Source organism: Pantoea sp. B270, assembly GCF_018726825.1.
Taxonomy (GTDB): Bacteria; Pseudomonadota; Gammaproteobacteria; order Enterobacterales; family Enterobacteriaceae; genus Pantoea; species Pantoea dispersa.
Map to the genome: position 1 here is coordinate 1,258,046 of NZ_JAHCSX010000001.1, position 13,078 is coordinate 1,271,123.

A 13,078-nucleotide genomic window follows, 5' to 3' on the forward strand; every position below is an offset into this window, starting at 1 on the left:
GCGATTACTATTAGCCGCATTAACGGCCTGCGCCGTAGAAAAGAAGATTTGTGAGGAGCGTCACCGGTGATAAGTGTTTTTGACATGTTCAAAGTGGGTATCGGCCCGTCCAGTTCGCATACCGTTGGCCCGATGAAAGCGGGCAAACAGTTTGTTGACCTGCTGATCGAACAGGGCAAGCTGCAGGACGTGACGCGCGTGGCGGTGGACGTTTACGGCTCACTGTCGCTCACCGGTAAAGGACACCACACCGACATTGCCATCATTATGGGTCTGGCCGGCTTTGAGCCTGCCAGCGTCGACATCGACAGCATTCCGGCGTTTATCAAAGATGTCGAAACGCGTGAGCGGCTGCTGCTGGCACAGGGCGCGCGCGAGGTCGACTTCCCGCGTGACGGCGGCATGGTATTCCGCAGCGAAAACCTGTCGCTGCATGAAAACGGCATGACTCTGTACGCTTTTGCCGGCGATCGTCTGCTTGAGCGCAAAACCTATTACTCGATTGGCGGTGGCTTTATTGTCGACGAAGCGCACTTTGGTCAGTCCGTGCTGGATGAGGTCGCCGTGCCCTATCCGTTCCATTCAGCCAAAGAGTTGCTCAGTCATTGCCGCGATACCGGCATGTCGCTTTCGGGGCTGGTGATGAAAAACGAGCTGGCGCTGCACAGCCGTGACGAGATTTACGCCTATTTTGGCAACATCTGGCAAACCATGCAGGCGTGTATCGATCGTGGCCTGAATACCGAAGGGGTGCTGCCGGGCCCGCTGCGCGTGCCGCGTCGGGCGGCGTCGCTGCGACGTCTGCTGGTCTCCTCAACCAAACATTCTAACGATCCGATGAACGTCATCGACTGGGTCAATATGTTTGCGCTGGCGGTGAATGAAGAGAATGCGGCCGGTGGTCGTGTGGTCACCGCACCGACCAACGGTGCCTGCGGTATCGTGCCGGCGGTGCTGGCGTATTACGATCACTTCATCGAAACGGTCACGCCGGATATCTTTATCCGCTACTTCCTCGCCTCGGGCGCGATTGGCGTACTGTATAAAATGAACGCCTCGATTTCCGGTGCCGAAGTCGGCTGCCAGGGCGAAGTAGGCGTGGCCTGCTCAATGGCCGCCGCCGGCCTTGCTGAACTGCTGGGAGCCAGCCCGGAGCAGGTGTGCGTTGCCGCTGAAATCGGCATGGAACACAACCTCGGACTGACCTGCGATCCGGTCGCCGGTCAGGTACAGGTGCCATGCATTGAGCGTAACGCCATTGCTTCGGTGAAAGCGATCAACGCCGCGCGAATGGCGCTGCGCCGCACCAGCGAGCCGCGCGTATCGCTGGATAAGGTGATCGAAACTATGTACGAGACCGGCAAAGACATGAACGCTAAATATCGTGAGACCTCGCGCGGCGGTCTGGCGATCAAGGTGCAGTGCGACTGACCGGCAACGTCGCGTTTCGCTGCTGACAATTGCAGCGATCAGCCATTATTTCTGCAATGGCCTCTACCTCCGCGTTATCAAACCAGATACATTATTTTTGCGCGCGACCTCTACCGGTCGCGCGATTTTTTAGTGCCGCTTTTTTTCTCCAGCCGCGCTAAATTTGGCCGCCGCCATGCCGATAACCTTCACGTTAATTTGGCCTCATTCTTTGTCTTAGCAAGGTGGTTACTGATGCTCCTTCCCCAGCAATTTGTGGGTCAATTTCGCCGTAAGCGCCTGCTTATTGCGTTGGTGATCGCGTCGCTGGTTCTCATTCTTACGCTGACTTTTCGCTACATCGAAGAGAAGTCACGCATTGAGCAGCAGTCCCTTAACTTTGCCACCCGCGCGATTGAACGCTTTGACCGCATGTTTTCGCCGCTGGACGTCTCCGCCAACAACACGCTGGGGCTGGTGGGCGTGCCCTGCACGCAGGTGCGCTACCCGCTGATTGAGAAGATCGCCGCGCTGCAAACCGTGCGCACCGTGCTGCTGGTGCAGGACGATAACATCTACTGTTCGAGTATTTATGGCCCGCGCCACATCTCGTTCAGCCAGACCTATCCCGAGCTGGCGATCAACAACCAGCGCATGATGCTGTCCACCGACGACTACCTGCTAAAAGGTTCGCCGGTGCTGCTGCTGTGGACGCCAAAGTCGCTGGATAACCAGGACGGCCTGCTGCAGATCATCAACATTGAGCTGATGACCAACTATCTGCTGGAGCCGCAGCTGCCGTGGGTGGAACGCGCGATCTTCAACGTAGGCGGACAGAGCCTCGAGTACGGTAATCCGCTGATCGAGCATACCGTGCCGTCCGATGACGAAGTGGCCTACGATCAGGCCTCGCTGCGTTATCCCTACAGCATTACGCTGTACGGCCCGTCCCCGGCGCGACTGGCGCTCAATACCCTGCCGTCTCAGCTGCCGCTGGCGGTACTGCTGAGCCTGCTGCTGGGATATATCGTCTGGCTGGCCACCGCCAATCGCATGAGCCTGAGCTGGCAAATCAGCTATGGCATCACTGCTAACGAATTTATGGTCTACTGCCAGCCGCTGATCAATGCCCGCAGCGGCGACTGCGATGGTATCGAGCTGCTGCTGCGCTGGCACAATCCGCGTCAGGGCTGGATTGCCCCGGACGTATTTATTCCGCTGGCCGAACGCCAGAACCTGATTGCACCGCTGACGCGCTTTGTGATTGCCAGAGTCGTCGCGGAGTTGCCTAATCTGCCACAGTACCCGGCATTTCATATCGCGATTAACGTCGCGGCCAGCCACTTCCGCGATCGCCTGATTGTTGAGGATTTACAGCGCTACTGGTGGCCCGCCAATCCCCTGCCGAAACTGGTGGTGGAGCTGACCGAGCGCGATGCGCTGCCGGTCATCGACCAGACGGTCGTGGCGCAGCTGCACGAAATTGGCGTGCGGCTGGCGATTGACGATTTCGGTACCGGCCACAGTTCGCTGGCCTATCTGAAAGACCTGAAGCCGGACGTGCTGAAAATCGATAAAATCTTTACCGCCGCGATTGGTACTGACGCGATCAACGCCACGGTGACGGATATGGTGATTTCACTGGCGCAGCGGCTGAATATCGCGCTGGTCGCGGAGGGAGTGGAAACCGCCGAGCAGGCGCATTATCTGCGCGAGCGCGGCGTGGATCATCTGCAGGGTTACTACTATGCGCGCCCGATGCCGATTGAGGACTTCCCGCAATGGCTGGCGCAGCATCAGGCGCAGCTGGGCGCCTGATGCCGGACGACATCAGGCGTCGCCCTCTTCCTCGTCATGGTGCGGCTTGTCTTTGGTGACGCGCACCAGATCGATACGGTAATCCGTGGCTTCGATAATCTGGAAGTGCAGCGGTGGCAAATCGATAATCTCGCCCGGCAGCGGCAGCTGCCCCTTCTGCTCAATCAACAGGCCGGCCAGCGACGCGTGATCTTCATCCGGATCGACCAGCTCATGGTGGTCGAGCAGCTGCTGCAGCGAGTGCAAATCGGTACCGCCCTTCACCAGCCAGCCGTCGCCATCCGCCACCACATCCGGCGTTTCGTCTTCGTCCGGGAACTCACCGGCAATCGCTTCCAGCACGTCCAGCGGCGTAATCAGGCCCTGCACCACACCAAATTCGTTGGTAACGATGACGAAGCTCCCTTTAGCGCGACGCAATACGCCCAGCAGGTTGATCGGATCCAGCGTTTCCGGCACCACAATCGGCGGCGTGTTGGCCGCGAAGGTCGCGACATCCATACCGTGCTCCAGCGCCACCAGCAGCTCTTTCGCGCGCACCACGCCGATGATCTCATCCAGCTCGCCACGACACACCGGGAACAGACTGTGAGGCGTATCCAGCAGCTGAATGCGGATCTCATCCAGCGGACGCGAGACGTCGACCCACGAGATATCGCCGCGCGGCGTCATGATGCTGCGAATCGAACGCTGTGACAGCGTCAGCACGCCGTTAATCATGTAACGCTCTTCGTCTTTAAACGCTTCCTGCGGTATCGCTTCGGTCAGTGACGCTTCTTCAGTATGCGCCGGCTGGTTACGCTGACGCCCGCCCATCAGACGCAGAATCGCTTCGGCGGTACGTTCACGCATCGGGCGGTGCGCCTGATGACGGATAAAGTTCCGGCGCGCAATCTGGTTGAACAGCTCGATCAGAATCGAGAAGCCAATTGCCGCGTACAGATAGCCTTTCGGAATATGGAAACCAAAGCCTTCCGCCACCAGCGACAGACCGATCATCAGCAGGAAGCTCAGACACAGCACCACCACCGTTGGGTGTGCGTTAACGAAGCGGGTCAGCGGTTTTGAGGCCAGCAGCATCACGCCCATGGCAATCACCACCGCCGTCATCATCACCGGCAGATGGTTCACCATACCGACGGCGGTAATCACCGCATCCAGGGAGAACACCGCGTCCAGCACCACAATCTGCGTCACGACCGCCCAGAAGCTGGCATAGGCTTTATTGCCCTGATGCTCCATGCCACGGTTTTCCAGCCGCTCGTGCAGTTCCATGGTGGCCTTAAACAACAGGAACAAACCACCAATCAACAGAATTAAATCTCGTCCGGAAAAGCTGAAATCGCCTACGCTGAATAGGGGTCGCGTTAGCGTCACCATCCAGGAGATCAGCGACAGCAGGCCGAGGCGCATCACCAGCGCCAGCGACAGACCAATCAGGCGCGCTTTATCGCGCTGTTTCGGTGGCAGCTTGTCGGCAAGAATGGCGATAAACACCAGGTTGTCGATGCCGAGCACAATCTCCAGCACGATCAGCGTCAGTAAACCCGCCCAGATTGAGGGGTCGAAGAGAAATTCCATCAATGACTCCTTGCTAAACGTAAGGGCGAACGCGACTGAGCCTGCGCCGGAAGGCGAGACGAGAGGGCGTTAACGGATGAGGCAACACCGGCAGGTGTCAGGGTGCGCGCTGAGCAGCGCGGGGAACAAGTGAAGCGACGTCGGTGACGGTCCATATAGGTGAGCTAAAGCCCGGTACTCCTGAGTAATAAACAGAAAGCTAATGTATCAGTTACATCAACAACGTCAAAAAATTTTCTTACATTTACAAATAACTGCGCCAGCGCAAGAAACTGCCATAAAAATGCCCGTTGCCGCCGGTACGCTCTGAATAGCAGAGCAACGTCACATATTTTATTTTTTCGCTCACTAAAATAAATCGCGACCTTACTGCTGTATCGCGGAATGTTTTGGGCCTTTTCCTGATGACTTTCTTCAATTTAGTCCCGGGCGATCCACAGAAAATAACAACGGTAATTCTCAATGATTCCCGGCCATGGTCGGGAACTCTCATGCGAACGGAGGTAGCAAGTGACCATTGCGCTTGTAATTGGTACACATGGCTGGGCGGCAGAACAGCTGCTGAAAACAGCAGAAATGCTGTTGGGCGAGCAGGAAAATGTCGGATGGATTGATTTCGTGCCCGGCGAGAATGCAGAAACGCTAATCGAAAAATATCAGGCTCAGCTCGCCCGACTCGACACGTCGAAAGGCGTGCTGTTTCTGGTGGACACCTGGGGCGGCAGCCCGTTTAACGCCGCCAGCCGCATCGTGGTGGACAAACCGGGCTATGACGTTATTGCCGGGGTCAACATTCCCATGCTGGTGGAAACCCTGATGGGGCGCGATGACGACCCATCGCTGGAAGAGCTGATCCACATCGCCGTCGAGGCCGGCCGCGAGGGGGTTAAAGCGCTCAAAACCGAATCCGCCGCGCCGGCAGCGGCAGCGCCCGCCCCGAAAGCTCCTGCCCAGCCGCAGAAACCGCTGGCACCGGGCGAACACATGAAAATTGGCCTGGCCCGTATCGATGACCGTCTGATCCACGGCCAGGTGGCCACGCGCTGGACCAAAGAGACCAACGTGACGCGCATCATCGTCGTCAGTGATGAAGTGGCTAACGATCACGTACGCAAAACCCTGCTGACTCAGGTGGCGCCGCCGGGCGTGACCGCCCACGTGGTGGATATCGCCAAGATGATCCGCGTGTGGAACAACCCGAAGTACGGTTCCGATCGCGTGATGCTGCTGTTTACCAATCCGACCGATGTTGAGCGCGTGGTGGAGCAAGGCGTGGATATCAAGTCGGTGAATATCGGCGGCATGGCCTTCCGTCAGGGGAAAACGCAGGTTAATAACGCGGTGTCGGTGGATGAGAAGGACATCGCTGCCTTCCGCAAGCTGAATGAGCGCGGTATCGAACTGGAAGTGCGTAAAGTCTCCAACGACCCGAAACTGAAAATGATGGACCTGATTGCGAAGGTCAATGCCTGATTCGCCTGTGCCTGCGCGCGTGGGCAAAAAGTTCTGATCTTGCTGAGGAAAAATGCAATGGAAATAACCTCGCTACAAATAGTGTTGATATTTATTGTGGCCTGTATTGCCGGGATGGGATCGATTCTCGATGAGTTCCAGTTCCACCGGCCGCTGGTGGCCTGTACCCTGATTGGTGCAGTGCTGGGTGATATGAAAACCGGCATCATCATCGGCGGTACGCTGGAGATGATCGCGCTGGGCTGGATGAACATCGGTGCGGCAGTGGCACCGGATGCGGCGCTGGCTTCCATCATCTCCACCATTCTGGTCATTGCCGGCGGTCAAAGCGTCGGTGCCGGTATTGCGCTGGCCATCCCGCTGGCCGCAGCCGGTCAGGTGCTGACCATCATCGTGCGTACCATCACTGTCGCCTTCCAGCACGCCGCGGATAAAGCTGCGGAGAAAGGCAACCTGACGGCGATTTCGTGGATCCACGTCTCTGCCCTGCTGCTGCAGGCGATGCGTATCGCTATCCCGGCGCTGATTGTGGCGGTCTCGGTCGGTACCAGCGCGGTACACAGCCTGCTGAGTTCAATTCCGGAAGTGGTCACCAATGGTCTGAACATCGCCGGCGGCATGATCGTGGTGGTCGGTTACGCGATGGTCATCAACATGATGCGTGCCGGTTACCTGATGCCGTTCTTCTATCTTGGCTTTGTCACCGCCGCGTTCACCAACTTTAACCTGGTGGCGCTGGGCGTGATTGGCGTGGTAATGGCGGTGCTGTATATCCAGCTGGCGCCAAAATACAACCGCGTCGCAGGCGCTGCCTCGGCGGGCCCGGCTAACAACGACCTCGACAACGAACTCGACTAGGAACAGGTGACATCATGGTAGATACAACCAATACTCCAAAGAAACTCACCCCCGGTGACGTGCGCGGTGTGTTCCTGCGCTCTAACCTGTTTCAGGGTTCGTGGAACTTTGAACGCATGCAGGCGCTGGGCTTCTGCTTCTCAATGGTGCCGGTGATCCGTCGCCTGTATCCGGAAAACAACGACGAGCGCAAACAGGCGATTAAGCGTCACCTTGAGTTCTTTAACACCCATCCTTACGTGGCAGCGCCAGTGCTCGGCGTGACCATGGCAATGGAAGAGCAGCGCGCCAACGGGGCAGCGATCGATGACGGTGCCATTAACGGGATCAAAGTGGGCCTGATGGGGCCGCTGGCTGGCGTGGGCGACCCGATTTTCTGGGGGACCGTGCGTCCGGTGTTCGCCGCACTGGGTGCCGGTATCGCGATGAGCGGCAGCCTGCTTGGTCCGCTGCTGTTCTTCTTCCTGTTTAACATTGCGCGTATGCTGACCCGCTATTACGGCGTGGCCTATGGCTATCGCAAAGGGGTGGATATCGTCAGCGATATGGGCGGCGGCTTCCTGCAAAAACTTACCGAGGGGGCATCGATACTCGGCCTGTTTGTCATGGGGGCGCTGGTCAACAAGTGGACACACGTCAACGTGCCGCTGGTGGTATCCCGCATCACCGACCAGACCGGCAAAACCACGGTCACCACCGTGCAGTCGATTCTCGACCAACTGATGCCCGGCCTGATTCCACTGCTGCTGACCTTTGGCTGTATGTGGCTGCTGCGCCGTAAAGTTAACGCGCTGTGGATCATCGTTGGCTTCTTTGCCATCGGTATCTTTGGTTACTGGATCGGCCTGCTCGGTCTGTAATCTCACCGCCGGGAGTCAGACTCCCGGCGTTTTTTGAACGGCGTGACCTGAGCGCCAACGCTGAGGTCACTTCGGTTGAGGAAGAAGCCTGTATGTCACTGACTGACGCCCTGATTGCCCTGCTGATCGCCGCTCTCGCCCTGTTTGCGATTTACGACGATGTCATCCTGCCCCGCCGCAATGGACCGACCCGACTGCGCGTCACCCTGCGACGCCGCCATAAAATCGACAGTGGCATCTTTATCGTGCTGCTACTGATTCTGCTGTGGAACAACGTCAGCCATCATGGCCCGCAGCTCACCACCACTTTGCTGATGGTGCTGTGCTTTATGGCTATCTGGCTGTTCTGGATCCGCAGCCCGCGGCTGCTGATGAAAAATGACGGCCTGTTTTTTGCCAGCGTGTGGATCGATTACCGGCGTATTCAGAGTATGAACCTGTCAGAGGATGGCATTCTGGTGATGCAGCTGGAGCAGCGTCGCCTGCTGATTGCGGTGAAACAGCTCGACGACCTGGAGAAAATCTATCATACGCTGGTGGAGGCGCGTTAAACGCGCTGCCACAGCGTCAGGGTGAAATCCGCGTCACAGCTAAAGGTGGCGCTGGAGGCCAGCTGCTGCCACACCGCTTCACGCGCACGCCAGGCAAAAGGGGTCATCTGCAGCAGGCTCACCGCTTCCGCCCCGTTCAGTGTCATCGTGTAGTGAAGGTTTTGCTGATCGATCTGTTCAAATCCCGCATAGTTTTTCTCTTCCGCCGTATGCAACTGCACTTCGCGATAGATCAACGCCTTAAACTGCTGCAGATGGTGCGGCCCCGGCGTCACCGTCAGCAAATAGCCGCCAGACCTGATGACGCGGCTCAGCTCCTGCTCGTTACAGGGCGCGTAAATGCGCACGATGGCGTCCAGTGAACCATCGGCAAACGGCAGGCGCTGGCTGGAGGCGACACAAAAGTTAACCGCGCGATAGCGCTTTGCCGCCATGCGCACCGCGGCTTTAGCCACATCCAGACCGTACAGCTGGCTGTCGGGCAACGCGGCAGCCAGGGCGGCGGTGTAATAGCCTTCGCCACAGCCGATATCCAGCAGCTGCGCGGGCCGGTTCTTGAGCGGCTGAGCCAGACGTTGCGCCACCCGATCGCGCAGCGGCTGATAGTGTCCGGCATCCAGAAAGGCCCGGCGCGCCTGAAGCATCTCTGCGCTGTCGCCCGGTTCCCGTGAACCTTTGTGCTGCACCGGCAGCAGGTTGACGTACCCCTCTTTCGCCTGATCGAACTGATGACCGGACGCACAGCGATAACTGCTGGCGTGCAGGTGCAAAGCGAGGTGGCAAAGTGGGCAAATCAACGACATAGATAACTCCGGGTTAGCGATTCGCGGCGCAGTTTACCCTGATCATCCGGTAACAGAAAGGATAAAGAAAAGCCCCGCTCATTGAGCAGGGCTTTTAAGATTCGATTCAGCGGTGCATGACACCGAGCCTGAGTGCGAAATCAGATAGCAGTAACGTTAACTGCTGCCGGGCCTTTCTGGCCGTCCTGAATTTCAAACTCAACTTGTTGACCTTCGGCCAGGGTTTTAAAACCGTTGCCCTGGATAGCAGAGAAGTGAACGAACACGTCTTTGCTGCCGTCAGCAGGAGTAATAAAACCAAAACCTTTAGACTCGTTGAACCACTTAACCTGACCTTTAATCTTTGCCATTTTTGCAAATTCCTTAGAGTGTTTATATTGCCCGCAGGCAGTCTTACAGAGAAACCAGAGACATTACTGAATGAGGCACTAATTTAAGGTTCGGCAAGGAAGCGGTATTCAACGTCAACGTCTTTACTCGTAACTTCTTTACTGAAGATGCCATACATAAACAGAACTGTACCTCGTTTGACCCACGATTCGTTATCACATATCCGCTAATTAATGGCAAGCCATTTTTAAACAGTGATCGACATGCCGCACATAATTGCCTGAAACCGGCAGCGAAAGGTGGATAACGTTATTGACAGCAACGCCTCGGCGTGTGCAAAAAAGTCTATGCGTCAGTATAGTTAGCGCCAGACTCGCGTTTCGTCAAGCGCAGCGGCAAACGCTGCTTTTTCACATTTAAACCGAATAATTCTAGGCAAAAAATATTGCATTAATATGGCACAGATAAGCTATTTCACTGGCCGTTGTGCAATGAGCAACATAACTGCGCAGCGCTTAAATCTTGTACAATAAATTCCTGACAGTACAAGTTAATAATAGTTTTGCACCAAAATCAGGAAAATATAATCGCCGTTGCCCCAAATATAGGCAGACTGCACGCTGGCATTTATCTCATTTTTTTCTAAACACCCAACAATTAAATGTTAAAAAGCGCGGAAGCCGCTGGCATTTAACAAAAATGGCTTAGGATAAATCTTAATCGTAATTCATCAGGCTGCGGCTCTCGCCAATTCGCCATGGGGCAAAAGGCGCATCGACCTCGCCCGCCTGCTGCAATGCTTGCGCCAGCACCGTCGGCGGATCGTCAAGCGACTCGTCCGCCAGCTCAAACACGCCCCAGTGAATAGGAATTGCCAGCGGTCGCCCTATCTGCTGCCAGAGTTGTACCGCCTGATCCGGGTCCATGTGCTGGCCGCGCATGAACCATTTTGGTGCATAGGCACCTATCGGTAACGCAGCCAGATTAAACGGCCCCAGACGCTGCGCGATGGCAGAGAGATTATCGCTGTAGCCGCTATCGCCGGAGAACCAGAAATTGAGCTGCGCATTACGCACTACCCAGCCGCACCACAGCGACCAGTTGCGATCCCAGAAGGTGCGCATGCTCCAGTGGCGCGCGGGAACGGCTGTGAAGCTAATATCGTCCAGTTGCACCTGCTGCCACCAGTCCAGTTCGGTGACGGTGCGCACGCCACGCCGGCGACACCAGTCGGCCATCCCCAGCGGCACCAGAAAGTGCGCGGCAGGAAAGCGGCGGGCGATGCGTTTCACTGTAGGCCGATCAAGGTGGTCGTAATGGTTATGCGAGATCAGCACATAATCAAGATGCGGCAGCTGCGCCACGCTGATCGGCGCCGGGGTTTTACGCTGCGGCCCGGCAAACGGCAACGGCGAAGCGCGTGCCGACAGCGCCGGGTCGATCAAAATATAGCGCTGATTGAGACGTAACAGCAGCGCGGCGTGGCCCAGCCACCAGACACGGTCATCTTCACCGCTCAGGTCGGCCTGCTGGCACCAGCTGGCGGTAAAGGCCGCATAGCCGGACTGCGGTGGCAGCGGCAGATTCTGCTGCTTACGCTCGCGCCGCCAGCGCTGTAGATCGCCAGGCTGACGCAACTCCTCTTCCGGGTTACGAAAGCCGTGCGGCGTATGATGGGCCAGCGAAGCGTCATACCAGGGATTTTGCCAGGCCATGGCCTCTCCGTTGTGGGCTTAACGTTCCGGGATCAGGCGAATAAAGTCGCGCTTGTCCCCGGTATCCTGCTCATCCTGCGCTTTTTCGGCCACCGGCTGCGCCTCAGCGATACGGCGCAGTAGCGCGTTCTGTTTCTTTTGCTCTTCCAGCAGCGCTTCCAGCAGCTGAAGCTGTTCACTGGCGCGCACGCTGGCCCGGTTAACAAAAAACCAGGCAATAAAGGCCACAACCACAATGATGGCCAGCACGCCATAGTTAAACAGCGGACCGGTACTGGCGGCTAATTCGTTCATAACTGCATCAATCCTCAAACATCATTCATGTACATCGCCGCTGATTCTACTCGTTGCGTGCGGAAAAGATATGGTGGCGGAGATAAAGCAGATTATCCCGCCTGCGTGCCGCTTTCAGTTATCTCTGATCGATCCGGCGAGAAAAGCGAGGCATGCTGCTACTATAGAGTTCGCAGCAATGCGGGAACAGCTGCGTTATGTAACACAAGGAGATAAAAATGAAACTACTGATTCGTGCGGTGATGGTGCTGGCTGTCTTGTGGCTGGCGATGCTGTTTACCGGCTACGGCGTGTTAACCGGCAGCAATAAAAACGCAGCCGGGCTGGGCTTACAGTGCAGCTACCTGACCGCGCGCGGCATGATTACCGCACAGTATCTGCACACCGACAGCGGCATTGTTGGCGTTACCGATTGTCCGCTGCTGAAGAAAAGCGGCGAAGTGGTCGATAACTAAATTAAGCCGCCTGCCGGGCTGCGCGTCAGCCCGGCAGAATTCAGAACGGATAGTCGTAATAACCCATTTGCTCCGACACCTTACGCGCGGCACGGTGCAGCATCGCCACATACTCTTTTTTTGCCGGTTCGGAGAAGCGCACCGTCGGGAACGAGAGGCTCATGCCGGCAATCACCACGCCGAAGCGATCAAATACCGGTACCGCCAGACAGCGAATTCCCGCTTCCTGCTCTTCATTATCCTCACCAAAGCCCTGTTGCCTGACCTGCTCCAGCACCGGCAGTAGCGCCTGCGCGCTGACGATAGTGTTAGCGGTGCTGCGACGAAATTCCACTTCACGCAGAATGTCGTTCACCTCCGCGCGCTCACGCCACGCCAGCAGCACTTTGCCGATGGCGGTAGTGTGCAGCGGATTACGCCGGCCGATGCGTGAATACATGCGCAGGTTATACAGCGAATCAATCTTGTGGATATAGACGATGCTGTCTTCTTCCAGCGCGCCGAGATGAATGGTCTCTTTGGTCTGGCGCGACAGTTCGCGCATTTCCACATCGGCGCTGCGAATCAGATCCACGTTCTGCAGCGCGTGCGCGCCAAGTTCAAACAGCTTGAGCGTCAGCGAATATTTTTCGCTCTCGCCCTCCTGCGCCACGTAGCCGAGCGATTTCATGGTCTGCAGAAAGCGGTAGACCGTGCTTTTCGACATCATAACCCGCTGCGAAAGCTCGGTGATGCCATGATCGCGCTCTTCGCCCAGCGCCTGCAGAATGCCAAACACTTTCATCACCGATGAAACGGCATCCGGCTGTTTATCGTTATCGCGGCTCGCCATGCGGGACTTCCTTAACGCTTTTGCAAAAAACGCCAGTATAGAGGTTACAGCCGGACGGCGGCAACGACACATCCACTTGTAATTTTTGTCCATTAATG

General features: G+C 56.8%; 14 protein-coding genes. 7 read left to right on the forward strand and 7 right to left on the reverse strand.

Going from position 1 to position 13,078, the window contains the following annotated elements; all coding sequences use genetic code 11:
* Positions 1 to 66 precede the first annotated feature (66 nt).
* Both KOL70_RS06080 and KOL70_RS06085 read left to right on the forward strand, forming a co-directional pair.
* The gene (locus KOL70_RS06080; RefSeq protein ID WP_058774595.1) at positions 67 to 1,431 is read left to right on the forward strand and encodes an L-serine ammonia-lyase; all 1,365 of its coding nucleotides are present in this window, start codon (positions 67 to 69) and stop codon (positions 1,429 to 1,431) included.
* A 234-nt stretch (positions 1,432 to 1,665) separates the two neighbouring features.
* On the forward strand, positions 1,666 to 3,228 hold the full coding sequence (locus KOL70_RS06085) for an EAL domain-containing protein (RefSeq protein WP_215480365.1): 1,563 nt from the start codon (positions 1,666 to 1,668) through the stop codon (positions 3,226 to 3,228).
* A 12-nt stretch (positions 3,229 to 3,240) separates the two neighbouring features.
* On the opposite strand, the gene KOL70_RS06090 is transcribed toward KOL70_RS06085, so the two are convergent.
* Positions 3,241 to 4,809, reverse strand: a complete 1,569-nt coding sequence (locus KOL70_RS06090; protein WP_215480366.1) for a TerC family protein — start codon at positions 4,807 to 4,809, stop codon at positions 3,241 to 3,243.
* Positions 4,810 to 5,319: 510 nt separating this feature from the next.
* Between KOL70_RS06090 and manX the strand changes: the two genes are divergently transcribed.
* The 4 genes from manX (at position 5,320) to KOL70_RS06110 (ending at position 8,551) form a co-directional block, all read left to right on the forward strand.
* On the forward strand, positions 5,320 to 6,282 hold the full coding sequence (gene manX, locus KOL70_RS06095) for a PTS mannose transporter subunit IIAB (RefSeq protein ID WP_058757739.1): 963 nt from the start codon (positions 5,320 to 5,322) through the stop codon (positions 6,280 to 6,282).
* 57 nt (positions 6,283 to 6,339) lie between these two features.
* The gene (locus tag KOL70_RS06100; protein ID WP_031280203.1) at positions 6,340 to 7,140 is read left to right on the forward strand and encodes a PTS mannose/fructose/sorbose transporter subunit IIC; all 801 of its coding nucleotides are present in this window, start codon (positions 6,340 to 6,342) and stop codon (positions 7,138 to 7,140) included.
* A gap of 14 nt (positions 7,141 to 7,154) precedes the next feature.
* Positions 7,155 to 8,000, forward strand: coding sequence for a PTS mannose transporter subunit IID (locus KOL70_RS06105; RefSeq protein WP_021510027.1), 846 nt, complete (start codon positions 7,155 to 7,157; stop codon positions 7,998 to 8,000).
* A 92-nt stretch (positions 8,001 to 8,092) separates the two neighbouring features.
* Positions 8,093 to 8,551: a DUF986 family protein gene (locus KOL70_RS06110; protein ID WP_021510026.1), complete on the forward strand. Its 459-nt coding sequence runs from the start codon at positions 8,093 to 8,095 to the stop codon at positions 8,549 to 8,551.
* Here the strand turns inward: KOL70_RS06110 and rlmA are convergent.
* The 5 genes from rlmA to KOL70_RS06135 all read right to left on the reverse strand — a co-directional run bounded on the left by rlmA (position 8,548) and on the right by KOL70_RS06135 (position 11,693).
* The gene (gene rlmA / locus KOL70_RS06115) at positions 8,548 to 9,354 is read right to left on the reverse strand and encodes a 23S rRNA (guanine(745)-N(1))-methyltransferase (RefSeq protein ID WP_215480367.1); all 807 of its coding nucleotides are present in this window, start codon (positions 9,352 to 9,354) and stop codon (positions 8,548 to 8,550) included. The two genes, KOL70_RS06110 and rlmA, sit on opposite strands and share 4 nt — an antisense overlap.
* Before the next feature lie 140 nt (positions 9,355 to 9,494).
* On the reverse strand, positions 9,495 to 9,704 hold the full coding sequence (cspE, locus tag KOL70_RS06120) for a transcription antiterminator/RNA stability regulator CspE (RefSeq protein WP_021510024.1): 210 nt from the start codon (positions 9,702 to 9,704) through the stop codon (positions 9,495 to 9,497).
* An 83-nt stretch (positions 9,705 to 9,787) separates the two neighbouring features.
* Positions 9,788 to 9,862 (reverse strand): DUF2627 domain-containing protein, encoded by a 75-nt coding sequence (locus tag KOL70_RS06125; protein WP_110866451.1) that lies wholly within the window; start codon positions 9,860 to 9,862, stop codon positions 9,788 to 9,790.
* A gap of 538 nt (positions 9,863 to 10,400) precedes the next feature.
* On the reverse strand, positions 10,401 to 11,399 hold the full coding sequence (locus KOL70_RS06130; protein WP_215480368.1) for an MBL fold metallo-hydrolase: 999 nt from the start codon (positions 11,397 to 11,399) through the stop codon (positions 10,401 to 10,403).
* An 18-nt stretch (positions 11,400 to 11,417) separates the two neighbouring features.
* A complete protein-coding gene (locus tag KOL70_RS06135; protein ID WP_021510022.1) occupies positions 11,418 to 11,693 on the reverse strand; it encodes a YebO family protein in 276 nt (91 codons plus the stop codon).
* Between the two features lie 218 nt (positions 11,694 to 11,911).
* Between KOL70_RS06135 and KOL70_RS06140 the strand changes: the two genes are divergently transcribed.
* Entirely contained in the window at positions 11,912 to 12,148 is a 237-nt protein-coding gene (locus KOL70_RS06140) for a YobH family protein (RefSeq protein WP_021510021.1), read from the forward strand.
* 40 nt (positions 12,149 to 12,188) lie between these two features.
* On the opposite strand, the gene kdgR is transcribed toward KOL70_RS06140, so the two are convergent.
* On the reverse strand, positions 12,189 to 12,980 hold the full coding sequence (kdgR, locus tag KOL70_RS06145; protein WP_215480369.1) for a DNA-binding transcriptional regulator KdgR: 792 nt from the start codon (positions 12,978 to 12,980) through the stop codon (positions 12,189 to 12,191).
* Positions 12,981 to 13,078 lie beyond the last annotated feature (98 nt).

What these genes read in the sequence shown, in the direction of transcription:
- KOL70_RS06085 (WP_215480365.1), top strand. Translation starts at nt 1,666, where the DNA reads ATGCTCCTTCCCCAGCAATTTGTGGGTCAATTTCGCCGTAAGCGCCTG.
- KOL70_RS06090 (WP_215480366.1), bottom strand. Translation starts at nt 4,809, where the DNA reads ATGGAATTTCTCTTCGACCCCTCAATCTGGGCGGGTTTACTGACGCTG.
- KOL70_RS06100 (WP_031280203.1), top strand. Translation starts at nt 6,340, where the DNA reads ATGGAAATAACCTCGCTACAAATAGTGTTGATATTTATTGTGGCCTGT.
- KOL70_RS06105 (WP_021510027.1), top strand. Translation starts at nt 7,155, where the DNA reads ATGGTAGATACAACCAATACTCCAAAGAAACTCACCCCCGGTGACGTG.
- KOL70_RS06110 (WP_021510026.1), top strand. Translation starts at nt 8,093, where the DNA reads ATGTCACTGACTGACGCCCTGATTGCCCTGCTGATCGCCGCTCTCGCC.
- rlmA (WP_215480367.1), bottom strand. Translation starts at nt 9,354, where the DNA reads ATGTCGTTGATTTGCCCACTTTGCCACCTCGCTTTGCACCTGCACGCC.
- cspE (WP_021510024.1), bottom strand. Translation starts at nt 9,704, where the DNA reads ATGGCAAAGATTAAAGGTCAGGTTAAGTGGTTCAACGAGTCTAAAGGT.
- KOL70_RS06130 (WP_215480368.1), bottom strand. Translation starts at nt 11,399, where the DNA reads ATGGCCTGGCAAAATCCCTGGTATGACGCTTCGCTGGCCCATCATACG.
- KOL70_RS06135 (WP_021510022.1), bottom strand. Translation starts at nt 11,693, where the DNA reads ATGAACGAATTAGCCGCCAGTACCGGTCCGCTGTTTAACTATGGCGTG.
- KOL70_RS06140 (WP_021510021.1), top strand. Translation starts at nt 11,912, where the DNA reads ATGAAACTACTGATTCGTGCGGTGATGGTGCTGGCTGTCTTGTGGCTG.
- kdgR (WP_215480369.1), bottom strand. Translation starts at nt 12,980, where the DNA reads ATGGCGAGCCGCGATAACGATAAACAGCCGGATGCCGTTTCATCGGTG.